Origin of the sequence: Pseudoalteromonas sp. A22, from assembly GCF_018141345.1 — a bacterium.
Classification (GTDB): Bacteria; Pseudomonadota; Gammaproteobacteria; order Enterobacterales; family Alteromonadaceae; genus Pseudoalteromonas; species Pseudoalteromonas maricaloris.
This window is the reverse complement of sequence record NZ_CP047238.1, coordinates 1,773,933-1,800,774: the sequence shown is the minus strand read 5'-3', so window position 1 is coordinate 1,800,774 and position 26,842 is coordinate 1,773,933. Positions and strand designations below refer to the sequence as shown.

Annotated in this window: 29 protein-coding genes; 21 read left to right on the top strand and 8 right to left on the bottom strand. The window is 43.1% G+C overall.

The genetic code is table 11. The features are described 5' to 3' along the window. The 6 genes from GSF04_RS12925 to GSF04_RS12900 all read right to left on the bottom strand — a co-directional run bounded on the left by GSF04_RS12925 (position 1) and on the right by GSF04_RS12900 (position 6,103). Complete coding sequence (locus GSF04_RS12925) at positions 1-627, bottom strand: LysE family translocator (RefSeq protein WP_130163909.1); 627 nt, start codon at positions 625-627, stop codon at positions 1-3. A gap of 62 nt (positions 628-689) precedes the next feature. After that, entirely contained in the window at positions 690-1,832 is a 1,143-nt protein-coding gene (locus GSF04_RS12920) for an ABC transporter permease (protein ID WP_010371660.1), read from the bottom strand. Next, a complete protein-coding gene (locus tag GSF04_RS12915; RefSeq protein ID WP_211859722.1) occupies positions 1,816-2,748 on the bottom strand; it encodes an ABC transporter ATP-binding protein in 933 nt (310 codons plus the stop codon). Before GSF04_RS12915 ends, GSF04_RS12920 begins: the two co-directional genes overlap by 17 nt. Then, complete coding sequence (locus GSF04_RS12910) at positions 2,745-3,692, bottom strand: HlyD family efflux transporter periplasmic adaptor subunit (protein ID WP_211859721.1); 948 nt, start codon at positions 3,690-3,692, stop codon at positions 2,745-2,747. The genes GSF04_RS12915 and GSF04_RS12910 overlap by 4 nt, the downstream gene beginning before the upstream one ends. Beyond that, positions 3,689-4,336, bottom strand: coding sequence for a TetR/AcrR family transcriptional regulator (locus tag GSF04_RS12905; RefSeq protein WP_211859720.1), 648 nt, complete (start codon positions 4,334-4,336; stop codon positions 3,689-3,691). The genes GSF04_RS12910 and GSF04_RS12905 overlap by 4 nt, the downstream gene beginning before the upstream one ends. 462 nt (positions 4,337-4,798) lie before the next feature. Beyond that, positions 4,799-6,103, bottom strand: coding sequence for an NAD(P)/FAD-dependent oxidoreductase (locus tag GSF04_RS12900; RefSeq protein WP_211859983.1), 1,305 nt, complete (start codon positions 6,101-6,103; stop codon positions 4,799-4,801). Between the two features lie 703 nt (positions 6,104-6,806). Between GSF04_RS12900 and GSF04_RS12895 the strand changes: the two genes are divergently transcribed. The 21 genes from GSF04_RS12895 (at position 6,807) to GSF04_RS12795 (ending at position 23,576) form a co-directional block, all read left to right on the top strand. Beyond that, a complete protein-coding gene (locus GSF04_RS12895; protein ID WP_249122487.1) occupies positions 6,807-7,877 on the top strand; it encodes an ATP-binding protein in 1,071 nt (356 codons plus the stop codon). A 110-nt stretch (positions 7,878-7,987) separates the two neighbouring features. Beyond that, on the top strand, positions 7,988-9,208 hold the full coding sequence (locus GSF04_RS12890; RefSeq protein ID WP_211859718.1) for an AraC family transcriptional regulator: 1,221 nt from the start codon (positions 7,988-7,990) through the stop codon (positions 9,206-9,208). A 301-nt stretch (positions 9,209-9,509) separates the two neighbouring features. Beyond that, on the top strand, positions 9,510-9,806 hold the full coding sequence (locus tag GSF04_RS12885) for a RebB family R body protein (protein WP_010371676.1): 297 nt from the start codon (positions 9,510-9,512) through the stop codon (positions 9,804-9,806). A 138-nt stretch (positions 9,807-9,944) separates the two neighbouring features. Then, entirely contained in the window at positions 9,945-10,211 is a 267-nt protein-coding gene (locus GSF04_RS12880; protein WP_010371679.1) for a RebB family R body protein, read from the top strand. Between the two features lie 71 nt (positions 10,212-10,282). Next, positions 10,283-10,549 carry a RebB family R body protein gene (locus tag GSF04_RS12875; RefSeq protein ID WP_010371682.1) on the top strand — a complete coding sequence of 89 codons (267 nt, stop codon included), beginning with the start codon at positions 10,283-10,285 and terminating at the stop codon, positions 10,547-10,549. Positions 10,550-10,630: 81 nt separating this feature from the next. Further along, positions 10,631-10,822, top strand: a complete 192-nt coding sequence (locus GSF04_RS12870) for a RebB family R body protein (RefSeq protein ID WP_010371687.1) — start codon at positions 10,631-10,633, stop codon at positions 10,820-10,822. A 16-nt stretch (positions 10,823-10,838) separates the two neighbouring features. Beyond that, on the top strand, positions 10,839-11,174 hold the full coding sequence (locus GSF04_RS12865) for a RebB family R body protein (RefSeq protein ID WP_010371690.1): 336 nt from the start codon (positions 10,839-10,841) through the stop codon (positions 11,172-11,174). A gap of 41 nt (positions 11,175-11,215) precedes the next feature. Beyond that, a complete protein-coding gene (locus GSF04_RS12860) occupies positions 11,216-11,575 on the top strand; it encodes a hypothetical protein (protein WP_017218642.1) in 360 nt (119 codons plus the stop codon). A gap of 39 nt (positions 11,576-11,614) precedes the next feature. Next, a complete protein-coding gene (locus tag GSF04_RS12855; protein ID WP_211859717.1) occupies positions 11,615-12,622 on the top strand; it encodes a hypothetical protein in 1,008 nt (335 codons plus the stop codon). Positions 12,623-12,637: 15 nt separating this feature from the next. Further along, positions 12,638-13,105 carry a hypothetical protein gene (locus GSF04_RS12850; RefSeq protein ID WP_010371699.1) on the top strand — a complete coding sequence of 156 codons (468 nt, stop codon included), beginning with the start codon at positions 12,638-12,640 and terminating at the stop codon, positions 13,103-13,105. A 26-nt stretch (positions 13,106-13,131) separates the two neighbouring features. Further along, a complete protein-coding gene (locus GSF04_RS12845; protein ID WP_211859716.1) occupies positions 13,132-14,541 on the top strand; it encodes a hypothetical protein in 1,410 nt (469 codons plus the stop codon). 27 nt (positions 14,542-14,568) lie between these two features. Next, positions 14,569-14,826: a hypothetical protein gene (locus tag GSF04_RS12840; protein ID WP_211859715.1), complete on the top strand. Its 258-nt coding sequence runs from the start codon at positions 14,569-14,571 to the stop codon at positions 14,824-14,826. A 292-nt stretch (positions 14,827-15,118) separates the two neighbouring features. Further along, complete coding sequence (locus GSF04_RS23370) at positions 15,119-15,460, top strand: DUF4157 domain-containing protein (protein WP_249122486.1); 342 nt, start codon at positions 15,119-15,121, stop codon at positions 15,458-15,460. Positions 15,461-15,515: 55 nt separating this feature from the next. Next, positions 15,516-16,475 (top strand): hypothetical protein, encoded by a 960-nt coding sequence (locus GSF04_RS12830; RefSeq protein ID WP_249122485.1) that lies wholly within the window; start codon positions 15,516-15,518, stop codon positions 16,473-16,475. Between the two features lie 219 nt (positions 16,476-16,694). Beyond that, positions 16,695-17,537: a glycosyl hydrolase family 18 protein gene (locus GSF04_RS12825; protein WP_211859714.1), complete on the top strand. Its 843-nt coding sequence runs from the start codon at positions 16,695-16,697 to the stop codon at positions 17,535-17,537. Between the two features lie 203 nt (positions 17,538-17,740). Then, the gene (locus GSF04_RS12820) at positions 17,741-18,403 is read left to right on the top strand and encodes a hypothetical protein (protein ID WP_017218634.1); all 663 of its coding nucleotides are present in this window, start codon (positions 17,741-17,743) and stop codon (positions 18,401-18,403) included. Between the two features lie 185 nt (positions 18,404-18,588). Further along, positions 18,589-19,962 (top strand): ATP-binding protein, encoded by a 1,374-nt coding sequence (locus tag GSF04_RS12815; protein WP_211859713.1) that lies wholly within the window; start codon positions 18,589-18,591, stop codon positions 19,960-19,962. Between the two features lie 537 nt (positions 19,963-20,499). Further along, complete coding sequence (locus GSF04_RS12810; RefSeq protein ID WP_010371716.1) at positions 20,500-20,772, top strand: RebB family R body protein; 273 nt, start codon at positions 20,500-20,502, stop codon at positions 20,770-20,772. 56 nt (positions 20,773-20,828) lie between these two features. Next, positions 20,829-21,845 (top strand): hypothetical protein, encoded by a 1,017-nt coding sequence (locus tag GSF04_RS12805; RefSeq protein WP_211859712.1) that lies wholly within the window; start codon positions 20,829-20,831, stop codon positions 21,843-21,845. A gap of 18 nt (positions 21,846-21,863) precedes the next feature. Beyond that, a complete protein-coding gene (locus GSF04_RS12800) occupies positions 21,864-22,658 on the top strand; it encodes a hypothetical protein (RefSeq protein ID WP_211859711.1) in 795 nt (264 codons plus the stop codon). 9 nt (positions 22,659-22,667) lie between these two features. Then, positions 22,668-23,576, top strand: coding sequence for a hypothetical protein (locus GSF04_RS12795; protein WP_211859710.1), 909 nt, complete (start codon positions 22,668-22,670; stop codon positions 23,574-23,576). Positions 23,577-23,695: 119 nt separating this feature from the next. On the opposite strand, the gene GSF04_RS12790 is transcribed toward GSF04_RS12795, so the two are convergent. Both GSF04_RS12790 and GSF04_RS12785 read right to left on the bottom strand, forming a co-directional pair. Beyond that, positions 23,696-24,961, bottom strand: a complete 1,266-nt coding sequence (locus GSF04_RS12790; protein WP_010371730.1) for an amidohydrolase family protein — start codon at positions 24,959-24,961, stop codon at positions 23,696-23,698. An 89-nt stretch (positions 24,962-25,050) separates the two neighbouring features. Then, on the bottom strand, positions 25,051-26,796 hold the full coding sequence (locus tag GSF04_RS12785) for an MFS transporter (protein ID WP_211859979.1): 1,746 nt from the start codon (positions 26,794-26,796) through the stop codon (positions 25,051-25,053). Positions 26,797-26,842 lie beyond the last annotated feature (46 nt).

Here is a 26,842-nt window from a genome sequence, read left to right as displayed (position 1 = left end):
CTACTTCTCGCTCGCGATAACTTTTCCAGCCAATCCCAGCAGCAATACGCCCGAGACACCTTCAAGTGCACGAGAGTACCGCTTAGCATTAGGACGATTGAATAGCCAGCTTCCGGCTACCGCGTAGATCAAGTTACAAACTGTCGCCAAGGCACTAAACAACATGCCGAGCATTAAAATTTGCAGCGAGGTGGACTGTGCTGAAAGGTCAACAAATTGTGGTAAAAAAGATAGGAAAAACAGCGCCACTTTAGGGTTTAAAACACTCACTAATACCCCCTGCATAAAGACGTTGCCTGCTGCAACCTCGGTTTGCTTTACCTGCAGTTGGCTATCGCCACGCCACATTGATAATAACGACTGAACACCCAAATAAACTAGGTAAACAGCGCCGAGCCATTTCACCACACTAAACGCGAAAGCTGAGCTCAAAATAATCGCTGATAGTCCTAAACAAGCGGCAATAGTATGAACGAAATAACCGGTGCCTAAACCCAGCGCAGCCTTTAGCCCTGCTGACATTTTGCCTTTCATTGTGTTGGACACAATATAGATCACATCGGGACCAGGGATGAGGTTAATCGCGAGACACGCTACCGCAAACACGGCGAGAGATTGCAAGTCCATCAAAATTTTCCTTTTAAAACAACACTTCGCTGTAAGTTATCAGTACCTACATATTTACACAACTAATCTAATCGCTTTTTAAAGCGCATCGTCGCAATCATAAAGCCAATCACACTAAAGGCGACCAAACAGAGTAAATCAAAATACAAATCGCTAAAGTGCGCGCCTCGAAGCACCACAGCTCGGATCGACCTTACGTAATGTGTGGCAGGTAAGATCTCTGCAAGGTATTGCGCCGCTCTTGGCATCGCGGCAAATGGGAACATAAACCCAGATAGCAATATTGCAGGCAGTAACACAAAAACCGTCATTTGCATTGCCTGCAATTGGTTTTTGGCTTTAGTGGAGATAAGCAGCCCTAAGGTAAGGCTCGCGGTGATAAACAACAACGTCACGATAAGTAGACTTGGCATATCAAAATTGAGCGGTACATCAAATAGCCAATGTCCTAAAAATAGTATTATCGCCATTTGAATAAAGCCAACAAGAATGTAAGGTAGAATTTTACCTAACATTAGTTCGGTTGGCCGAACCGGTGTGGTGATAAGAAATTCCATATTACCCTGCTCACGCTCTCTAACCAGCGCTGATGAGGTAAATAGGATCATCGTCATCGTTAATATAATAGCAATCAAACCGGGAATAATATTAACCGACGAACGTTTCTCTGGATTAAAGTAATTTTGCAGCGCAAAAGCTGGATCTGGCAGTGCAGGCATAGGTAACCTTTTGATGCTAATAGGCAACTTACTGAGCCCTGCCACAGCACCACTTAATAACGGATCGGAACCATCAATCAACCACTGCGCAACGCTATGTTGCGCTGTACTATTACCCACTTTATAGCCACTTAGTTGATAATCACGATTGAGCTGCCGACGCACAAAATCAGCAGGAATAACCAACACGGTATTCACCTTTCCTCTGGTAATGGCCTGCTCAGCCGCCGCAATTGAATCGTAATAGCCGATAAAGTCAACAACTTGAGTGTTGGCTGCGGTTTGTATCAACTGTCTGGATTGATAAGTCTGACTAAAATCAACAATACCTGCGGAAACATGTCTCACATCAGTATTAATTGCATAACCAAATAGCAACAGCTGCGCCAATGGCAACATCACAATCATCGCAAAGGTAATACGGTCACGTGCCAGCTGCATAAACTCTTTACTGACGATGGCATTTAACCTACGCAAGCTCAGCATAGCCCCTCCCTGTACTCGTTACAAACACATCCTCGAGGTTAGCGCGAGTGAAATCCACTTCGTAACCACCTCCAGATTCAGCTCGCAATAATGCCAGAGGTTGTGATTCTTTTTTGTTTATCAACACCCTAAGGCGAGCACCTATTTGGGAGACGGAAATCACACTGGGTAATGAAGCTAAACGTGTTTTTAATGCCGCGACGTCGTCACCCACAACTTCGCACACCGAAACCTTTAACTGTTCCATCAGCGCGATGGGACTATCATCCGCACGCTTTACACCTTGCTCTAAGATAGCAAGGCGGTGACAACGCTCTGCCTCGTCCATATAATGGGTAGACACTAAAATGGTCGTGCCCTGCGCGCTTAAACTAAATAACTGCTCCCAAAATGCGCGACGATTTTCCGGGTCAACCGCTGACGTCGGCTCATCTAAAAAGAGCAACTCTGGTTTATGAATAACAGCAGCAGCAAGCGCGAGGCGTTGTTTTTGTCCACCACTCAATGCACCGGACTGCACCGATTTTTTATCTTCTAATTGGTATTCCTGTAGCAGCTCAGCCACTCTATGCTTAACATCATTGCGTGATAAACCATAAATTTTCGCCACAAACTCGAGATTTTCCAGCACGCTTAGCGACTCGTATAGGGAGAATTTTTGCGTCATGTAGCCTAATCGATTACGTAAGCTTTCACCATGTGCCTGCACATCTTTTCCCATAATACTGACATGACCTGTGGTTGGCGTTAACAGTCCAGTCAACATCCGGATTGTGGTTGATTTTCCGCAGCCATTTGGCCCCAGAAAACCGTAAATTTCGCCCTGTTTTACGGTAAGGTTTAGGTTTGAAACCGCCCAATAGTCGTTAAACTGCTTACCCAACCCTTCACTTTGGATCACGACTTCCTTGGTCATTCTTGCAGCTCCACCCATACCGGCGTGCCTGACGGGACAGTCACTTTATCAGTGAGCAGCACTTCCACCACATACATTAAACGTGCTCTTTCCTCTTGTGAAAGTGCAAAATAAGGTGTGAAGCTCGCGCTTTGGCTAATGTAGTTGACGGTGCCTTGTAGACTTGTATCACTGCCATCGAAATGCACATTTAGCACACTTCCCAAAGAGACTTTAGCAAGCTGGGTTTGCGGCAGATAAAGCCGTGCGAATGTTTTGTCGTCAGCAGCCAGCAAAATAATCGGTGCACCTTTAATGGGACGCTCACCAACACGCCAAGGTAAATCCTCGACAACGCCGGAAGTGGGTGCTTTAAGGGTAAGATCAGCGAGCTGCTTGTTGGCAATAATTAGCTGTGTTTGTGCTTCTGTAATTGCGATTTTTGCTTGTTCGATTGTCTCCTCTCTCGTGCCATTTTCAAGCTCTTTCAAACGCGCTTGGGCCTCTTGCAAAATACCAAGTGTCGACTCGGCATTGGCTGAGGCGGCATCGACCCTATCTTGAGAGGTCAACTTGTCTTTGATTAACTGCCTCTGCCGAACAAGTTGCCGCTGAGCTTCTTCCCAAGCGGCCTGTGCTGCATGCACCCTTGCTTTGGCTTGTTTGACTTGCTCAACTCGGGTGCCTGAGAGTAACAATCTATATTGCGCTTGCAAGCGCGCGATTTGCTGTTCAATAGCATTAACCTGTTGTTGCTGCACTACGTCATCGATCTTCGCCAGTGGCTGTCCTTTTACCACTTTATCGCCGCGCTCTACCAGCAACTCAACTAATAACTCTCCGGTTGGGCTGCTGATCTGCACCTGCGGTCGTTCGATAATGCCGAAGATTTTACGCTCGGGTTTAGAGCAACCAACCAAAAGCGTCAATAACACAAAACTAATGATGTAAAACGGTGTTTTCATGATGTTTTCCGTTCAATATGCTGGGATAGAAACACGTTAAAAATAGCTTGCTGATGTTTGCCAAGGGAGCGCCACTGCTCAGTATCCGAGTTTTCGATACCAAGTAGCGGCTGCATCACAGGTGGCACCAAAAAAGGAAATGCCGACAAGCCAAGACAGGTTAAAAGTAACCATTCAGCTCGAATGGGCTCTGCAGGCGAAAGCGTTTGAAAGGTCGAATTTAAAGTACTGACACCGTTTTCTACATGCTCAAAGAAAATCTTTTTTATGATTTCATGCTCTTTAGAGTGCGTATCATGTAGCGCCATAAAAATGATCTTAGGTAACGTTGGGTATTGGCTCATCACCTGAAAGTAGCGCTCTATAAACTGAGTTAAAATGGGCGGTGAAAGTTCGCGTAACTGTGATTTTTTAATCCCTTCAAGCAAGCTCAGTAGAGGTGCTGCAACTTCGCGAAATACCGCTTCAAACAGCCCCGCTTTATCGCCGAAGTAGTACTTAATCAAAGCAATGTTTACCTCTGCAAGGTCCGCAATTGCTCTGGTCGTGACTCGATTATATCCGCGGTTAATAAACAAACATTTACCAGCGGTGATAAGCTTTTCTCTCGGGGTAACAGCGGCTTCCGTTAGCTTATTTGTCATGTTTCAGCTCCATTAATCACTTGATTAATATACTAGGACAAATGCGCAAGCTTCACGACAGCTTTTGTTAATCAAAAAAGAGGAAATGATTAATCACTAATCTACATCAAGCTTTCATTGGTTATTTGTCCTTTTCGTGGACAGGCACACAAATAGAGTAAGTTATGACGTGATTACAAGGCCATTATCGTGGACAGTCACTTAACAGTTGATATTCAAACAGCTAAGCCAACAAAGCAAAAAGCCGAATTTCATCGGCTTTTGAAATGCTAAAAATAGCTTCACTTAGCCAGAGAGTTTTGGCGATAACTCTGCTCTCGCGCCCTGCTATCACGCTGGTACCTACATCCTGTAGGCAAGGCGCATTTACGCACCAATAGCTGGTTATTAGACGTGAATTCAACGCAGCTAGCGCTAAAACTAGCTGCTAGAAAGGCATTAATTATCTGAAGTCAGATTAACTTAGTGCAGTTTCATTTTTGGTCGCACCACTCTAAGCACCTTTTCGCTTATCCATAGTGCAAAGGTTTTTGCGATACCATGGATTGCGCGCTGATGCATTCTATACAATGAGATGTACATGAATCGCGCTATCTTGCCTTCAATGAAAAAGCTATTGCTGGTTAGGTTTCCCATTAAACTACCAACGGTGCTATAACGAGATAAATTCACTAAAGAACCGTGGTCACTATAGGTAAACTCGTGCAAAGGTTGATTTTTTAATGTTGCGATTAGATTTTTCTCTACACATTGCGCCATTTGATGGGCGGACTGAGCACGCGGCGGCACTTGAGAGCCATCCGCTTGGGTAAACGCGCAGCAATCACCGATGACATAAATATGCTCATCTACACTGCTTTGTAAGTATTGATTTACCTTAATTTGATTATTGCGAGTAAGCTCGAACAGCCCAATCTCTTTAATAAAGTCAGGTGCTTTTACCCCCGCAGCCCACACCTTGATGTCTGCTTTTAGCTGTTCATCTTCTTTAGTAATAAAGCTGTCTTCGGTTGCCTGCTTTACCTGGGTGCCTTCTCGCACCGTGACACCTAGCTTCACAAGCTCCCGTTTGGCTGAATTAGCAATACGCTCAGGTAATGCAGGTAATATTCGAGGACCTGCTTCTATTAAATCAATACGAAGGCGTTTGGCAGTCATTTTATTCAGTCCGTACATTTTCAACATGTCTGATACATGATACAGCTCAGCAGAAAGCTCAACGCCAGTAGCGCCACCACCAACAATGCCAATGGTTAACGAGTGTTTCGGATCATCGTCTTGGTGTAAGCGTGTAAAGTTATCGAGGAGTGCATGCTGAAATCGCTCAGCTTGCTGATTTGAATCGAGAAAGAAGCAATGCTCCTTGACCCCCGGCGTATTAAAATCATTGCTAATACTACCAATGGCAAGCACTAAATAATCATAGCTGACTTGTCGCTCTGGGAGGATACGATGACCGAGTTCATCTTTTAGCTCGCTCAGCGTGATGGTGTTATTGCTTGAGTCTACGTGGCTAAAACTGCCGAGCTGAAACTGATAATAATGCTTTGCTGCATGAGCAGAATAAACCACTCCATCTAAGTCAGCGTCTATAGACCCTGTCGCGACCTCATGAAGCAACGGTTTCCAAATATGACTGCGATTTTTATCAATTAATAAGATTTCTGCTTGGCGTTTTTTTCCCAGTTTATGCCCTAATTGTGTTGCCAACTCTAAGCCACCAGCACCACCACCGACTATCACGATTTTAGGAAGTTGCGTATTCATCATGTTGCCCTTAAAAGTATAATACTTAAGTACTCTAGGGTCTTAGAAAAGCACTTAGGTATTTCAAATCCATCATGAAATACCTTGTCTGGCAACGCCTTCAATTATGCGCTTTTTTAGTCTGTTTGTCAGTAAGACTTAGTCACTACATAGTGCTACTCGTTATATAGCGTTGACTCTCAACCCTCACTTTTTCCATAACATACCAAACCCAAAACTCCCCTCCTCAAAATTTACCAAACAATAAATTAAACGCTGTAATACCTTGTAATAGAAATGAAGCAATAATATAAATAGATTATTAACAACAAACACAACTGGCAACAATAATGATGTATCAATAACATAACGACAAGGATCTGAATAATGACTACACCTAACCAAGGTAGAATTGCGGTGAATAAAACAACGTTACTAATGCTGAGAAAAAAAAGCCCTAAGTAGAGAAAAGCTTGCTGAAAACTGTACAAACCAACGCTTCCCAGTATCGGTTTCCACAATAAAACGAGCAGAATCTGGTAATCGAGTACTCTGCAGAACTATTCAAAATTTAGCAAAGTACTTCCAGGTCAGTATTGATACATTAATCGATCAAGCAGAGTCTCCTTTATGGCTATATAGCTATTTGTTAAAAGACGAGCCCACTCCATTATATGGAAGAGAATGGGAGCTTAATCAATTACATATCATTTTTAGTAGAGCGGTGGCGTTACCTTGCGCTCAAACCATCTTACTACTGGGTATGACAGGAATAGGTAAAAGCGCGCTACTCAATTCCTTTATTTGCCACTTAAAGAGAGCGGAGAAAAACTACCTCCTATTTAGTACAAACTCCTGCTTAAATCACAACAACCCTCACTTTTTTGTTGCCAATTTTGTTCGCTCATTATTGCTTGTTAAGGCACATAGTGAAGTAGAGTTAGGCCATCAAATAGACCTCGTTTCTAGCACACCGCTGAGCGCAATTCGTATGCGTCAATGGGCGGACTTGCCTTTAAATTCTGCTCACAAGCAGGCGCTTCGTCAATTTTCAGACGAGCGCTTAAGGTTGCTTGATAGAACCGTAGTCAGTGATTTACTGAAATATCTCAATCACAAAAAAGTGCAAGCGATCTTGATAGACGATGCACACACTCTTAGCGAGCAAAGCAGATATTTTTTGAGCATACTTACACAAGTCCAATGTCATTTTGGTATTTTGTTTATCCTGTCTGCCCAGAAAAAAAATGCTTTTACTCATCCTCCCAAATGGCTCTCCTCTGCACATATTATCTATCTAAAGCCACTAGATATCAGTTCGATGCAGCAATTAGCACATCACACATTATTGAGCCGAGATATGCTTCCGTGCAAACATCAACATAGAACCGCTATTGCCTTAAAGCGGGCATGTGGTAACCCATTATTTTTAATTCAACTACTTTGTGTCACCCATCCCCAATCAGAACTTCCTGAAACCCTACAGCAACTCACTCAACACTACCTCAACTCGATGCCATGTGAAGTTGTAAATACCCTTAAGTTTGCAGCGCGAATTGGACAACACTTCGATACGAAACAACTTCACCAATTTAATGAACATAAAAAAATCCGTGCTCCCTTGTGTGTGTTACACAAAATGTTGAGCAGTGGATTGATAACCCAAGACGCTGAACACTACAGTTTTGTGCACCCTCTCGTATGGGAATCTCTGAGAAGTCACGCAAACGACTTAGAACTGGATTGGTATAAACACCATCAACCTAATACACAAAACCAAGTGACCCGTATCTGAGCCAATATCTGAGTCGAAATATCCATATCGTTTCCTTAGCCCCATAACATGCCATTCAAATGAACCTCGAATGTGCATGTTTTCTGCAACATGAGAAATAAGGAAACACCATGTCCACACTCGTAAAACTAACACCGTCAGCACAACCTTGGATTGGCAGTAGTGATGTACTTTTCAAACTAAAGCAGCAAATTCAGCATTTAGCACAATGTGATTTACCCATACATATTGTTGGTCAACCCGGTTCTGGGAAGCATTTAGCCGCTTGCCATATTCATGAGCTGAGTAAATCGCATTCTGAAGATATGATTGTATCGTGTGTAAACCATTGGCAGGGTCAATGCGCAGCAACCCTATTAGAAGAGCTTGTCAACCGAGCTCAAAGCGGTACCATTTACCTCAAAAATGTCGACGCACTGACCCAAGTGCAGGCCGAGTCAATCAAAGACTACTGGCTCACCCTTTCCCCGCAGTCTCCCGCGCCACGATTAATCACCTCAACTAGCGCGGAAAAACAAACCTCTGCAGACACACACATGCAGTCCAACTCCTTTTTGAGTTGGTTGCATTATCATTGTCTTGAGCTACCCATACCTCCTCTTTACAACCGTAAAGAAGACATCATTGCCCTAATAAACCACTACAAACATACTTGTAAACATCTCGCCAAACTGCAATTTCAAGGACCTGCGCTAGAAGTCTTAACCAGTTATGATTGGCCTCATAACGTAAAACAGCTCAAACGTTGTTTAGACAAACTGACGTTCTTATGTGAGCAACCAGAAATCACTAAACAGACTCTGTTGACTCTATTCCCCGCAATGGAAAATAAACCTTCACCAACTAAGGGTAATCTTATCCCACTAAAACAAGCTGAATGCGATTTTACCCAAGCCATGCAAACACTGATATCCTGCGATGATGAGCACAGTTACACCCCTTCAGATAGTCGTCAGGGAGTCAACTTTACTCCGTTATCACCGCTTAGGCCTGTCAACAAACCTCATCCCGCTTTAGCAAGAGCGCTGCAATATATTGATGACAATTTTAAGAAGCCACTGAGCCTAAGCGAGGTTGCCAATTATGCGTGCGTCAGCCCTTCTCATCTCTCGTTCTTATTCAAACGTTATGTTGGACAGTCATTTAAACAAACTTTGCTACGGATAAGGATCAAGACAGCAATGACGCTTTTGCGTGAAGACCCTTATAGTCAAGTGACTGAGGTATGTGACGATGTCGGCTTCTCCGATCTGAGCTTTTTTGTTAGAAAGTTTAAGTCCGTCGTTGGCGTCAGTCCTGGTGCCTACCGAGATCACCGTACAAAACACTGAATAACGGTACAACCATTTGCTGAATGCACCTTTCGTGTTCAGCACTTAGTTAGCTGTAGCAACGGTTAGAATATTTCTTAGTGACCAGATTCAATTTTTGGTATTTCACCTCTGGTGATTCAGATAAATCTACCAAGTAGTTCCTGAGTTATACCAATAATTATGCGAAGTACTGCCAATTCTAACCCTACTGCGTTTTCTATACTAACCTCAGTGTTTAGGAGCTCCATCTAGCTTGTTAGACCTAAGCACCACTCATATTTTTTTTATTCGTCAAACTTAAAGCTAAAAAGGTGGAATTATGGCATTTCCAACAGCAGTAAACGATCAAATTACCGACTCGGTCACTCAGGCAAACGTAAAGGTATTAGGCGACGCTCCAGCGATGTCTATGGGTAACTTATTTCAAGCTACCTCTCAGGCATTAGCTAACGCGGCACACAATGCGACATCAGCTCAACAACAAGCTGCAATGACAGCGCAAGCGGCAACAACGATGGGGGTGACTACTTTATATTCTATTGACACCGCAACCACAGGTATTGCAACAAAAAGTATTCTTCAACCACAAAAACAGCCGGTTGCTGGATTAGGTTAATTCTCGGCTCCCCGATACTTGTTCAACATCGCGCACAGCAGCGACTCAACGAAGACGCTTATCTGGGAATGTGAGATACCTACAAACACAGCTAACGATATTTAGGCTGAACTTGTTAACGACAATAAGGATAACACTATGGCTTTTCCAACCGCTGTAAATAGTCAAATTACAGACTCTGTTACACAAGCCAATGTACAGGTGCTAGGCGATGCGCCTTCTATCGCTATGGGAAACCTCTTTCAGGCAACTTCTCAGGCATTGGCGAACGCGGCTCACAACGCAACGGCCGCACAACAACAGGCAAATATTACTGCGCAAGCAGTAACAACAATGGGCGTAAATTTACTTTACTCCATTGACACTGCAACGACTGGCATCGCGACAAGTAAGATTTTTGCATAACGTACTCGGTTCAGTCACAAACTAACGGGCTTTAACGCCTAGATATTTAATACTTTAAAAGGAAGATAGTTATGGCATTTCCAACAGCTGTAAACAGTCAGATCACTGACTCAGTCTCACAAGTGAATACGAAAGTACTCGGTGACGCACCTGCTGTAGCAACTGGTAACTTTATGATTGCTACAAGCCAAGCACTCTCAAACGCTGCACACAATGCAACAACTGGACAGCAAAATAACAATGTGACAGCTCAAGCCGCATTGGTGCAAGGCGTAGATACCCTAATGAGTATCAATACGGCAACTACGGCGGAAGGCATCACTAAAGTCTACCGTTAAGTGCTAAGTCGTACTGATGGATCCAACATCAGTACGACTTTACTCACAAAGACTTAAGTGCTGCTCAATTGGAGAAATACCATGTTACCCCTTGTCGAAGCACACACTTTTTCGCTCGGTGTAGCCGCCATCACGATGGGAAACTCTATCTCTTTATTGATGGAGAACGCCGTGCAGAACGAAGCTCGAGGTCAGATGATATCCAGTGCAAGTGTAGCACAGTGCTGTGCACTCATTATCAGCTCTGGCGTAGCTTCCGTTAAACCAGGATAAGAAAGGAATTAGCAAAATGAGTACAGTAAACGACCAAATCTCTGATTCAGTGAATCAAGTTAATACCCTATTGACGGGCTCTGCTCCAATGCAATCTATGGGCATGCTCAATATTGCAGCAACCGAAACTATGGGGATGTCGATGTATAACGCCGTCACAGCACAGCAAAACGCGCAAACTTCGGCCTCTGCAGCTGCGGCAGCGAGCTGTGCAAAAATGCTACAGCAGTCACCGCCTAAACCAGAAAAGCCCAAAGCGCCTGAAGAACAACTGGATCTAAGCAAAATTGAAGAGGTAGTACAAAAACTCCTGCATCAATACCTCGACCCTGATAGCAAAAAAAGCACCTAGAGGTAAACCCAACATAACTTAAATTAACTGAGGCAAAGCATATGAATGAGTTAACAAATGTCGGGCCATCAACACAAGCGACGCTTGATATCATCAAAAATGCCAGCTTAAGCGGCGAGCTAAATAAACTCTCTGGTGCCGGTAAGGCTTATCAGTCAGTTTCTCAATCAACGGCAATTGCAATTCAAGATGCAACCGACAACCTAAGAAATATCAATACCATGGCGACTACCGCAATGGGGGTTGCGATTTCACAAATGCTGGCGACTGGTAAGGTCGAAGAATACAACAGTATCATCGAAGCGGCTAACAAGATGGTTGAAAATGGTACGAAAAACTTTGGTGATGTCGGTAGTTCTGCCAGTGATCTACTCAATAATTTTCCAAGTGGTGGAAGCTAATGGGGGCTCACGTCACTGACGCTGACACGGGAGGCAAACATGACGATCGTAGTGAATAACACAGAAATTGAACAGTTGGCGCAATTTTCCGACAAAACGCAAACCTTGATCCAATTTTTAAATCAGGGAAAAGAGAGTGTCAACGCCCTCATACAACAGAGCGAGATAATGCGCTTTTCGTCAGAAGCGCAATTTATCGAGCTGCTTTACTTGGGATTGATGAATTCAACGTTGATCTACTTACATCATATTCCCATTTCAATCGATGTGAAAAAACTACTCGAGTTGACTACTAATGATCTCAGAGACCTCGCGACCTTGAGCAATCGAGACTCTGAAAAAGGCAAAGCAATTTTAGCTGATCTATTAACCAAATACCGTCTGTTAGATAGTACGATTCTGAACAAAATTGCACTGTTTTATCGACGTTATAACTTGAGTTACCATGCTCTGGGTTGGAGCGCCTCATTTAAGGATCAACTCAACTTATACCATGTTATTTGTTATTGTGAGCGTTACTATGAACTATCAAATCAAACCGTTATCCCAGCGTGCCAATGGGCAACTCAGCAAGCACAAAATCTAAGTGAATTTGCTCGATATTTATGTATTTACCTTGAGTGGAAAAAGCGCTCACCAAGTCCTATTAGTGCGCTAAATGACGCAATTACTACCCTCTCTCCGGTGGTTAATGCCAACCTAGATTCTCCTGTGGTCACCTACGAACTTCAAGCTATTGATCTACACAATGCGATTAAGCAATGGTATGAAAGTGGAAAATATCTGGGCTTTAGCAGTTTCAGCGCAGGCTTACTTAATATCGTGCTTAACATAGACCTAGGTAAGGGCGATTTAGTGCAAGCTGCAAATGACTATCTTGAAACGCTTCAACATACGCTAATCAACTCATTAGCAAAAGACAGCTATGTCTGTCAGGCCGGCCAGTGCCGGCACTATTTATATGACCTATATCACAGCGAAGCGTTGCTTGATGTTGATAGCCAAGGGTGTCTGAGTGTGCAAAATCACTGGCCGCTGGTTGCATAATAAGAGGACTGAACAATGAATACCAAAAATCAAAAGGTTACAGCGCTTGGTGAACTCTCTCAAGCCGTTATGCCGAAACAAATGAATAGTATTTTAGCCGACATTGATACCATGCTTAACCGCGCACAACACACTATAGATATGTCATTACAGCAATCTTCACAGCTAATTGAACAGTCTCGTCAACATCTCGCCAGCATTCATAATGCGCTCGAGAGTGAGACTCAAATAAACCAATCTGACGCTCACGAAACGCCCTACCAAGATACATTACTGCAAGCGCAAGTAACACAATTAGAGGACCAGCAAGCACAGATAGAGCAAGTATATACGGAGCAGGAAGTCGCAGCTCGCCAAAGTGCTGAGGCCGCACAACAAGCGATGGAAGAAACGCTAAAAAACATGGAAAAGCAGCTAATGCATCAAAATCAAGTCTTTCAACATGATGTAATGCAGCGCAGTGCTGACACGCAAGGCGAATAAAACAAGTTGCAGGGAGCCTGACCACAATGATCCAAATAGATTGTAAACCTATAGCCTGGTTACCAGACGAAGACGTAAAAATTGCAGCAGCAAATAAACAGATGCAAGCACTCATGGCGCGTCTGGTAGACGCGCCTAAATATCATACGCTGACAATTGAAGATAGAAAGCAGCTAGTAAGCGAGGGCTACGCTCCTGACTTAGTAGATAACCTCGTATTTATCACGCTCAGGCTGACAGGCTTAACAGAAGACTTGGTTAATGTGGGGTTTAACTATGCCGCTTTTGATACAGCGCTATTTGCATCCGATCATTTGAAAGCTCACTTGCAACAACTCAGTAATGGCTGCTGTGCCTATTGCGAAAGCTATTTATTAGCGACAAACTCCGGCGAAGTTGGCCACTTCAGGCCTGTTGAGTTACTGGAAAGACCGGTTTCAACACATTTAGACGTAGTGGCGACCTGCTCGCCGTACTTTTCATTGGCATATGATCAAAACAACCTACTTTTTGTCTGTAATGCTTGTCACGAGCAATATAAAGGTGGTCAATTTCCACTTGTTGGCGAACGTGCGCCACTGATTAATATCGACCAAGAGCAGCCCTTACTAGTCTGCCCTTACCTAGAAGACCCAAGACAATTTGTCCGCTTTGACCCTCAATCAGGTCGAGCCTATGCCTTTGATGTTTTGTCTACTTTTTTGATGGACAGCAAATCTATCAGTCACAATGAAGCCGAGCAGCTTGTTTGGTCACAGCCCGAATTACTTCAAGAGTCACACGACTTGATGGAATCGCCTGCGTTTACGAGATGGCTTCAGTCATTAGACAAGGATAGCGCAATACAATTAACCAAAGGTCAAACTACGATTGAAATACTGGGTTTAAACCGCCCAGAGCTGGTTATTTCACGTCTGAACGCAATTGGCCAATTACATTTTGCTTATGAACGCTTTAAGTTAAGTAAAAATGACGATTTGCCAGCCTTTATTGACTCACTCCCGCTTTTGCAATACCGAAGTTTGGCTATAGATGCACTACACACTTGGCATAGTCAACAGAGTCCTCAAGCAACCACAGACAATACCACGACTCACCAAAACCAGCCATCCAGTTTGCCATTTCCAAACTGGTTTCGAGCGTCATTACGCTATTGCGTGGAAGAGTCTAACCTTGCGGATAACCACAAACGAAACTTAGTTTTTCTCTCTGCCAACGATAGACTCTACGGTCAAAAGGCCAAAGAAAGATGTGTATTTCTGCCAGTAAACTGGAAACAGGACAAGCATAAGCTCATCAAAGTGCGCTCCCAACGCAATATTTGGGAAACTTCTTTATCTGAACTAGCTGACTCGCGGCCGCTAGAGCTCATCAATTTGTTTACTCATAACGATGTTTGGGTTGAAGGCCCATTCGAAGCACTACACAGTGCATAATTTAACCATTAGTAAGGATATTCCATCATGACCACTCAAAATGAACAATCCGTTCTCAATGCAGAACAACAAGCAATGCAAGCAGTATCACAAGCTGAGGTCGCCACAGCAGCTCAGTCCACAGGCTACGCTACGGCTACGCCTTCTGAGGCTGAAAATATCGCGAACAACGCCGTCGTCGCAGCAGATCAGAGTGTCTATCAGCAAGCGTTTGATGCCCCTGCCACCTCAACCCCAGATGAAGCAGAGCAACAAGCAACCCGAGCTGTTGAAGCTACTGAATAAAAGTCACAAATACCCGGCTCAGTCGGGTATTTTTCATGCATACCTTCTTTCAATTTGCAGTAACCTTACGAATAAATACCAACGACTCCAGACTTTTTACCAATCGTTACCGCTATACCATGCCTATAGTAAAAGTATCCAACAAACACGAAACAACACGATGACATTTTATCAACTAACGACCAGGCAGCGCCACATTACCGGAACGGTAAGGCAGAACCCCGCACGTCAGCGAAGAGCAAAAAACGTTCCTCTTAAGAGCTGCGCTTTACCAATACGCCTCAGACGTGGCATGGAAAAACTATCTGGTGTTAATTTGGCCAATGTGCGAGTGCACTACAACTCGTCAAAGCCTTCGCAAGTACAAGCCCATGCATATGCTCAGGGCAAGGATATTTACTTGGCCCCAGGTCAAGAGAAACACCTTCCCCACGAGCTTGGTCATGTTGTTCAACAAGCGCTGGGGATAGTAAAGCCCACTACAGAGGTAAATGGCATAGCTGTAAATGACGACCCAACTCTGGAGCAGCAAGCAACGGACTGGGGAAAATTGGCATTATATTTAGGTGAGCAGATGGGACGATTTTCCGGTAAACATAAAAGTCAGTTCCCTTTCACTCCCAATTTAAAGTAAGGGATTAAAATTGACCTAAACCTATTTATTAAATTAGTGGGTTTATTTAAATTCCATGCGGAAAATAGGTAATTCGGCAAAACTTATTTTCAGAAAATCAGCTGTTATCTGGATTGAAAATTACCTCTCACAATCACAAATGAGAATCGGAGAAATTAGGCTCATGTATGCACAATTGAAAAAATCAAAAGAGCATAACGGTATATTAGATTGCAATTATACCGCCACAGAAAATAGATCGTTAAAAAAGAGTAAGGAGAATTTAAATGCTAAAGCAGCTGCAGTGATCCAAAAAGTGGGGCTCTATGATTATCTCACTGGTAATCTAACTGAAGATGAGAAAGATGGGCTATATCTCCGTCGCTCAAGTTATAATCCGCTGAATTGGATAGCTCAAAACAAGAATGAAAACTTTGAACGAAATAATCAAGCTTATCACTCTACTTCTGTGCATGGTGCTCAAAACTCGCTACAAAATATCAGAAATAGACATTACGCAAATCCCGGAGGTCCCAGAGGTATGAGTGCAATGATGAACACTCTCACAGGTGCCGTAGGAAATATTAGAAGACAGCAACATAGCAGTCGCTTTGCATCCTCTAGCTGGGAAGCTCATGTAAGAAATGAAGCTAGAGAACAATTCAATACTGCAGCAAATGCAGTTGGTCTTAATGTAGTTTGGAATGACACCCCTCCTCCGTTTCGTGCTGTGATACCTGGTCTTAGCAGATCAATGTTCTTCATTACCTACTCGAATCCAATCACTGGTAACTACGAAGTTGGCGTGACCTCCAATAGGCCAAACATTGGCGCTGAAAGGCGTTCTCAAGTAACAAATGTTGCTAAGGTAACAATTAACTATTATCAATTACCAGGAAATCGAGTATCTGCATGGATAGGTCAAATGTTCCCAGTGCCAATAGCCACTCATGCACATAACTCCGGTCCGGTACAAGTTGCAAACTTCCACGGAACGGCTTGGAGTCTATCAGATCTTAGTCCAATAAATGATTGAGTAGAAAGGTCATTTTCAACATCACAGACAGTCGAAAAGGTTGGCGAACACTAGTTAACCTTTTCTACGCTCAGATCGATTCGCCTACCGTTTTCTAAAACGCTATGTCTAACGGCTTATCATCCAAATATGATCCATTACAGTAGCTGGGCTAAGATAATAGTCTGCCAGTAATATTTCTCTCTTATTTTAGTGTACTCTCATATATAAGGAACAATGATGTCTAAAACCATTACCTACTATAATTCAGGTGCTATTCCTTTGGCCAATGCCGGTGAGCTTCCTTACGATATAGTAAACTTAGCGTTTTTATCTTCGGCTTCAAACAATCCGTTTAAGCTAATTTTAAGCGGTGCAATTGCTGCTACAGAGACCAGCTTCACGGCCCAAACGGTAGAAGCGATACATACCATGCAGCAAAATGGGCAAAGAGTATTGATCTCATTTGGTGGTGGCGATATGGATCACAACGTATATTACTCGTTATCTCAAGATCCAGACAGGCTAGCAGATTCCTTGGCGGACTTTGTTAAAGATAATCATCTGGATGGCATTGATATCGACTATGAAGATAGCGCTGCATTTATCGCGAATGCAAGTTATGACGGCGTACAGTTTCTCGTATCATTAACACAGGCTCTCAGAAAACAGTTGCCCTCACCCCGCTACTATATTTCCCACGCCCCGCAACCTCCTTACCTAGAGCATGGTGGTTACATGGCTGGTTATCTTAAAATAGTCGAACAAGTTGGAGAGGATATTGACTGGTTAAACGTTCAGTTTTACAACAATCCACCTTGGAGCGCATGCCCAGATCAAATCGTTAGTTCCTATATGGACTATATCAAGCTACCGAATATGTCTGCGAAGAAAATTATTGCAGGATTCCCAGTGACAGCACACGATGCAGGCTCTGGATACATGCCGGCAGGGACTATTATTCAAGCGGTTATTAACCCCATTCAAAACACCACTGAACTGGGTGGTATTATGAATTGGCAGTTTTCAAGTGACGCAAATGGCGATTGGATTAAAACCATCAAAAATGCACTTAAAAACTGAATTTTGCTTCTATTCTTTGGCCGCCTTTGTCGGCCTATCTTCCTACATTCCCCCCAATAAAAGCGATAAAGTAAAATATACCAACCGAAAAATAACTTTTACCAAGTTGGTAAAACCAGCCTCTCTTATAGTTAATTCAACCAATTTATCTATTTGGTTGCTTTCACCCTGAATTAATTAAACGCATTAAGTGAGACGAGATTATGAACGCCAAAAAACCTTTAGGTTCAAAAGACGATCCAAGTTATGTCAGAGTAACGAATATGCCAGATCCTAATCTGGCCTACTCCAGTGTTGCCCACCCAGGTGCAAAAGGCTTTATTTATAACGGTACCATGAAGCCAAGTGTCGCAGACAAATATAAAGGCGAAGGTTATAGCTTTTGTATGCGCAACCTTAACACACAAGACAATGAGTGGGATGTTGCGCTAACGGCTCAAGAAACCGACAGAATAACTGGCACCAGTGACAAGCACGGATACGCGCTGGCATTGATGCCGATGTTTATCCTCAACGTGTCTTCTATCAATAACACCAATAACAATCCTCTTGATATAGCTAACAACGTTCTTGACCTGTTAAATAGCGCCTCTATTCCTATCGGTACGACAGTCTGGCTACAGCTAAAAGACAATGACAATGGTGCTAAATCTGACCAAATACAAGAAATTGAACACTATATATTTCAATCAGGTTATTCAATAGGTATTTTAGGCGATGAGGTGCAGCTACAGCAGCAAACTAACGGCCGTGTACTTGAATCAACCTATACTCCATTTGAAGAATCAAATAGTGGCACCACAATACGCACAATTATGATTGGCGAAAACTCAGGTACTTACCCAATTTACTGGGCACTTCAATGATCTTTATGAAAAGACTGAGCAGGATAGGCAACTCGCCTGCTCTTTTACGTAACCAACCACCTCTTAAATAAAAGAACTTGCAGCAATTAGTCTGTTATACCAACATAATCCCTAAAGTTGCCAATCAGATTCGCAGCCGCACAAACTACACTGTGGAACGCTTATTTAAAGAATAAGGAAGTAAAATGTGGCAATCTAACTTTGAACCTTTAGCTCAAACTCCTTCCAAAGCGGCTTTAAATGCCAAAGACTTAGAACAAGAGTGCGACTGGCTGCAGCGTGCTATTCAATATCGTGTGTCACATTACTTTGGACAGTCACTCGATAATACTGAGCAAGAATTTCCACTGCCACCTACGCTAGATAACTCAGACTCTGACTTTGCGGACTTTATTACCCGCAGCAAGCCAAACCTGATTGAAAGATTATTAATTATTCTAGCATTTGTCCCGGTTATCAAAGCCCCTGTACTCGACATTTTCCTGTCAATCAACGAACAAACAAACCGCCCTTTTAGTGAGTTTGGTATACAAGAATCTCAAGGGCTGATATTCACAACGGGGATCACAGCGGCATTCATTCTTGACGGAAATAATCTCAACACGGAGTTTGATGTCCTTCAAACGATCCGTTCAAGCCAATTACTTAACCTTATGGTGGACAGTCATCGAGAATCTGAGGGTATATCACGATTAAACATCCCCTTGGTTCTTAAACCCGAGTTTATACAAATGTTCACGACGGCAGAGCCATATCGGCCAGAAACAAGTCATCAGTTTCCTGCAACCCAAGTAAACACAGCACTTGAATGGGATGATGTAAAGCTACCAGATACCACTCGTCATCAGCTAAACGAAATTATTACTTGGGTTCAATATGGCAAGACATTACAAACGCAATGGAAAATTGGTAAACAACTCCGCCCCGGTTACCGTGCACTGTTTTACGGCCCTCCTGGAACAGGAAAAACCCTAACGGCGAGCGTACTTGGAAAAATACTAGATAAATCAGTCTATAAAGTCGACTTATCGCTGATCACCTCAAAGTACATTGGAGAAACAGAGAAAAACCTTGAACAGCTGTTTAGCCTTGCAGAGCATCGTGACTGGATCCTTTTCTTTGATGAAGCGGACGCGCTTTTCACTAAGCGCTTAAAAACCAGCTCTTCTAACGATCAGTTTGCTAATCAAAATGTCGCCTATCTGCTGCAGCGTATTGAAAGCTTTAGCGGTGTGGTGATCTTAGCGTCAAACTATAAAGATAATATCGACGACGCGTTTTTTCGCCGATTTGAATCGATTGTCCAGTTTCAAGCGCCAAAGGCTGCACAGCGACTAGAAATTTGGCAAAGCGGACTTTGCCACCAATCTCGCCTATCAAGCAATATATGTTTAAACAAACTTGCAGAGCAATATCCACTGAGTGGAGCCGATATTATCAATGTATTACGCTTTGTATCATTAAAATTACTCAGCGAAGCACGCACAGAAATAACCATGATGGATATACGTGAGGGCATAAGTCGACTTTCTAACTATCAAACTCAACTTAGGTGGTGATCTCATCACACTCACACCTTTTACTTTTTCATAGACTGGTTAAACTCACAATTTGCAAACATCATAACTTCTACCAAGTTGGTAAAAGCGGCCCGCGATATAGTTAAAAATGCCAACTCAGTTGGAAATGTCAATTTATGCCCACTTTATCAATACGGTTTAGTCAGCAGGTGACTTAGCTAAGAGGCAAGTTCGCAGTGAATCAAAAGCTGACAACGAGTAAAGCATTCCTTAGCTGATAAACGAGTTGTAATTTAAACCTGTTTGATGGACAGGCATAGCTAATGACTAACCCCATTGCGAGAAAAGTATGGAGCTCTCATGATGGGGTTATTTTTACACCGTCAGTACTCCCTTAGCTCAGTTGTACAGCCGCAATGCGTAAAAACCACCAAACACTGTTAAATATTACGCATTTTAAAGTCGTCCAATCTACCATAAAAACAATTAGTTAAACCAAAACATCTGTGACGGAGCGGGCTACATTATCCTTTAGTTATTAACGCTAAAAAGCAACTAACCATTAAGGAAAAAATCATGGCATTTCCAACTTCTGTAAACGACCAAATCACTGACTCAGTCACCCAAGCAAACGTAAAAGTACTAGGTGATGCTCCAGCAATGTCAATGGGTAACTTGTTCCAAGCAACTTCACAAGCGCTTGCAAACGCAGCTCATAATGCAACCACAGCTCAGCAGCAGATGGCTGTTACAGCTCAAGCTGCCACCACTATGGGTGTTACAACCCTCTATTCGATAGACACAGCAACTACAGGTATTGCAACGAAGAAGATCCTTGCAAGTAGTTAACACCAAAGTGAAGTGCTGTGCTCCATCAGCACTTCTTCATCAAAAAAGAGAATAATATGAGCGAATTACACCCTGAGGTCACCTCAGCAGATCCCGCAATTTGCAGTTCTGAAAACGCTGAAACACAAGATAGCAAAACTTGTGACTCAGACACTCTTGGCATAGCGCCGGTAGAGGCAAACGATGCTAGGCTACCGAGCGCCCCGCAAGACCTTGACTCATCCGAGCAAATGCAAGCGCAGGAAATTCAGCATCCTACTTCCGTGCAATGCGCCGCTTTTGACTACATTTATGCAGTGGGGCAAGTAGACATAGTCTTTCCTAATGAGGGAATAGAAAAGCAATTTTTACAAGCCGCAATGGAGCTCGCCGTCGATGAAAGAGCCTATTACGAAGTTTTCACTAATAAATCATTGCCGGTTGGGGATCCTAACAGAGACAAGTATCTTTATCTTGCCGAGCAAGTTTCTTGGATTTTAGTCATTCAAAAACAGCTAAGTTACCACTTAACTCCCGCGACAAAAGTCGAGTTAGAAGCGCTAATTGAAGCGCTACAGCCACCTAAAGATACACTGGAGCTTGTGTATACTTGTGTCATTGGCCATTCCTCTAATAACCACGACACCAATTTAGCTGAGATAGTTTGTCATCAGGTATATCATCAAACATTGTCAGAACTGCATAATACAATTCAAAAAATTTCCAGTGCGGAAACCAATGCCATTCAAGATGTGATAAAAGCACTAGAAGTCGAACCAAATGCAGGCCGTGATGACTTTGATAGAGCTAAGAATTTTGTTGCATTTCGCTATCCAGATATCTACTTACAAACCCATAAAATGCGTCTTGGGTCCGCAACCCTGCCAAGTGCTTCTCTAACCGACATCACGTTTTCCCAATTTGACGCGGTGTCTGAACATAAGATTGTTGATATTACGCTAACCTATAAAGAAAACGCTTCTGCTAAACATCACTATTACTTTTGTCGTATCGACGTGAGTGGCTTGTATCCTTTTATCAATACAGAAATACAACAATTCCTCCCGCTGCTGAATACGATGCCACAAGGTTAACGCAAAGGAAGGATAGAAATGAAGACCTTAATTCACAATGATAAAACAGTGCCAATACAGTTTGCGCCTCATGACAACCATGATACATCTATTTATGCAATTGGTGTTATTCAACCAAGCTTTCCGACCTTAAACCTCGAAAAGCAATATGAAGCTGCTGCGTTGTCTATAAAGGCCAATCCCGAAGAGTTTTATAAAGTGTTCAACTATCGCGTAACCATGGACAGTCAACCTCAGTTGAGTTACAGGCCATTTTTATATTTAGCGCAGCAGGCAACATGGGTTCTTACCATAAACCTGGTAGACACTTACATCCTTGAGCCAGATACACCGATACAACTGAATGCACTGATCAATACAACAGAACAAAAAAATACTTATGTGGTTATTGGCGAGCTAACAGGCGAACATGCCGCACAGCACTACGATGACATCGCTTTACCAACCGCCACGGTAAAGCATCTAATCGCAGTTACCGATATCCAAGTTCCAATACTCAAAGATGGTAAACCAGCCAATCAACAGCTTGAGCTGCCCGCACTTAAGCCTACTATTGGGTTAACTAAAAAAGACAAAGCCAGTAACTATTTTTTGAGTCACTTCTATCAAATCGTCGTTGATAGCAGCCAACACTTATTGATTGATGATATTCAAGCTATTCAATTGCAACAGATACACTCTGAACCAATGCGCCACGTTGTTGAGTTTATTCTGTGTAGTTCAGATCGTAGCCGCTATGCCTGTAATATCGACGTAACCAACCACTATCCTTTTGTTTCATCCAGACTAGCGCCATTTGCGAAAAGTATTTAGGGAGGCTTCATGAACCAATCATTATCCACTCAACAAAATTTGCCACTTAGTCAGAGGTTGGCCGACGGTGAAACAAACTCAGAACCTTCAACCATATCCACAAACTTTGTCTATGCCGTTGGTGTGATAAATGCCCAATTTCCGACCCTTAATCTAGAAAAAGAGCTATATCAAAATAGCTTAATGGGCAACCAAGAAACACAGCTCCCCATGTTGGAGAACGTCAATGATGACATTGCGCTACAAAGGCTCAACAGGAATAAACAACTTAATCAGGAGCTGTTTAAAGGCTTGAGTTTAGGTAAAAATCGTTACATAGCGCGCAGCATGAAATGGGTCTTGGACAATCGTTACATTGAGCAACTTTATACTTTACTCATTCCAACGGATGAACTGTTAACTCAATGTATTACCGCACTAGATCGAACAACAAATAGTGAAACCGGACAAGTGGTAATTATCGGCGAAATGCACTCACCAAACACAGTACTAGTTAGTGCAATCATTCCAGTGATGGTACTGCCATTTGGTGAGGTGTTACACGGCGTCAAGGCAAATAACGATCAGTTTCAAAACCTTGTTACTGAAATAACTTCGCTCAATATATCTAGAGGTAATAGTGACGCAACACGCGCGTTAAACTATGTACTATATAACAACCCTACAATATACCAGCAGTCATTTCACCTTTACTACCAAAGCCGCCAAGATGGTCCTAATCCCAATGGTTATCAGCTGATCAATGTTGACGTCAATGTTAGCAACAGTGGAGATAGAGTTGCTGCAGATGTTATTTTTGTCTATCAAGGGATTAATACTGGCGCGATGCAGTTTTGGCGCAGTCGAGTAGATGTCACGGGTGAATATCCATTTGTCGTGTCGAATTGGGAACAATATTTACCAAGCAACCACAGTTAACACGATAAAATATGTATTCCGTCTCAAAACGTTGCCTGTCCACTGATTTTTATTATGATTACAACGATATATTGCAAAGCTGCGCAGTTCTTTGCATAAGAACTGCGCGGAACGTTTGGCTATTGCTTTTCTACTTTGCCATCTTTCATCACAAAGATGACGTTTTCCATCACACTAATGTCTTTTAGTGGGTTACCTTTAACCGCGATAATATCAGCAAGTTTCCCCACCTCAAGTGAGCCTAATTGTGTATTTTGCTTGAGTAACGTCGCCGAGTTAATAGTGGCAGCCTGTAAGGCTTGTAGCTCAGTCATGCCAAATTTCACCATGCGGCTAAACTGCTTACCATTGTCACCGTGAGGATAAACACCAGCGTCAGAGCCAAACACCATATTCACGCCTGCTTTTACCGCTTTTGTAAAACTAGCACGCTGAGTTGCACCCACCTTACGTTCTTTATCCAAGCTTTCAGGCAAAATACCTGCCTTTTCGCCCTCGCCAAGGATATATTCCGTATTGTAGATGTCCATAGAAAAGTACGTACCTTTGTCTTTGGCTAGCTGAATGGCTTCATCATCAACAAAACTTACATGCTCTACTGAATTCACACCTGCTTTAATTGCAGACTTGATACCATCCGTGCCGTGCGCGTGGGCAGCAACCGTTAAACCGCGTAAGTGTGCTTCGGTCACAATCGCCGTCATTTCCTCTTGGGAATATTGCTGAGCACCCACTTTAGTGCCTTTAGATAGTACGCCACCCGTTGCACAGAACTTGATTAAGTTAGCGCCATATTTAATATTTTCACGTACCTTTTGCCTTACTGCCCAAGGTCCATCAGCCACCCCTTCTGAAAATACTTTATGCTCATGGGTTAGGAGGTTGTTGTCACAATGGCCGCCAGTGATCCCAAGTGAAGGACCTGCTGCGTTTACACGTGGGCCTGATACGTCACCATCAATAATGGCATCGCGCAGCGCGATGTCAGCATAGCCAGCAGCACCGAGGTTACGAACAGACGTAAAGCCCGCATCTAGTGTGCGCTTGGCGTTTCTAACACCAGTAATTGCCGCACGAGGTGCAGTGCGTTGCAACCTTTTGTAGCCATGAACATGTGCGTCTGAAGTTAGGTGGACATGCATATCAAATAGACCAGGTAATAATGTGTGACCACTTAGGTCTATCACTTCAGCGTCTTTTGGATAGGCTTTACGATTTGATTTTCCGACTGAGATAATCTTATTGTCTTCAACGACCACAGTTGCAGGGGAGATAAGCTTGCCTGACACCACATCAATCGCAGAGTCAGCATTTAAAACATACGTTTGCGCGTACACACTACTTGAAACAAAGAGTGCCGTACTCATCCATATTTTTTTATTCATGTTACTTCCTCATTTTTTGCTTGAGTGTAGAAAGAATATGGCTTGCAAACAAACCGATCGCGACCAATAACTGTTCCTATTTCAAAAAACTATGTTTTTCTGTCTATTATCACTTTGTTAAACCAGAATAATGCAATGGCGGTTATAAGTGCGATAGCGGCAAACAGCCCCCACATTAACTCTGGTGCCGCCATTTCTTGCACCAACACTTTATAGCTCCAACCAGATAAAAATCCAGCAAATAAGAAGCCCAGCGCCATAGAAACAAAGTAGTACCCCATATACAACGCAGCTTGAGATTGAGGCGCGATACTCGCGACATACTCTTGGCTTTTAGGAGAGGCAAGCATTTCACCAAGCGCGATAAGCAATATGACAGTGACAATGAGCTGACCGCTTAACCAGTCGCTATCGCTAAGTAATGCGATAAACGCAACCGCCATCACCAGTAAGCCAGTGACTAACACATAAAATGGTCTAAATCGCTGACAGAGAAAGCTCACCAAAATTTGTGCGACTACGATCGCTGCAAAGTCTAAATTAATGAGATACTCAGGGTTGATTTGACGATATTGTACGAGTTGTTCAGCAAGGGCTTGCGCTTGGTGCTGTGAAAGTGCCTGTCCATTATCGTGAAGCGCATTTAGCGTTTGCAGTATCAACTGTATTTGCTCATGCGGGACATTCACTTTGAGGTGAACCCATTCAAGCCTAATGGTTTCAATGGATACCACGCCGCTTTCCTTAAGCTCGTTGAACAGCGCAAAAATGGCAGCAGTTAACTTATCAATATCAACATGTGCTAAAAACGCGACGCCAGAATCGCCAAACCACGCCAATATATCTCGGGTATCTGCATAATCACGGATATACACAGGTAAAGTATAAAAAAGCTGATTATAAACAGTCCAAAAGCCTGCAAGGATCAGCAAATATAACGCAAACGGCAGGTTACTCACCTTCATCGGTTGTTGCCACCATGCTTTAGTCGGTGCTCGATTTATGAGCACCCTGTCCCACACCCAGTTAGCTACTAACCATATTGCAATCCAAGTAAACGCTTGACTGTAGTTAGAAAATCCAACTCCTGCTGACATCAATAGCGCCAGTGCGACAAACAGCGTAAGTGCTAAACGTGTATTACCCAGCACCGACTGCGCGGTTTTTAATACTTGAGTAAAAGATTGCTTGGTTTTAGGTAATGTTTGGGGGTCTTTGTAAAATAACATCAAGGGAATAAAGTTTATGGCAATCCAAATCGCCGACATCATAAATACCGCATCCCAGCTAATGGCTCGCATATATCCCGCAACCAATGGACCTAAAAATCCACCAATATTCACCATGGTATAAAAGATCCCAAACCCAAGACCACGATTACCATCGTTTGTGCTGTGGCTTACGGTGCCAACGACCACAGGTTTAAAGCAGGCGGCACCTAGAGCAACAAAGCTCAGCGCAGCAAAAAACGGCCAAAAACTCTGTGCCTGTCCCAATAAATAATAGCTTGGCGTCATGACCAAAAATGCAAAAAAGAACATCTTTTTATACCCGACGCGATCTCCCAGAGCACCAGTTACAACAGGCAAAAGATATAAAAAGAAGGGAATAATCCCCTGTACCGCGCCACGCTCTATATCAGTAAAGCCAATACCACCTTGCAACTTCGGTGTTGTCATATAAATTGATGACACGGCGAAGAAGCCATACCAAGCGAGCCGTTCAAATATTTCCATGATATTCGCAATGTAAAAAGTTCGACCAAACCCAGACGGCGACGTTGAGCGATTTGCCTCATTGAGATCTGGTTCACACCACTGCTGCTGATTTTGCATAATGACAATACCTGTTATCTTTGTTATTTTATATTGCATACAATAT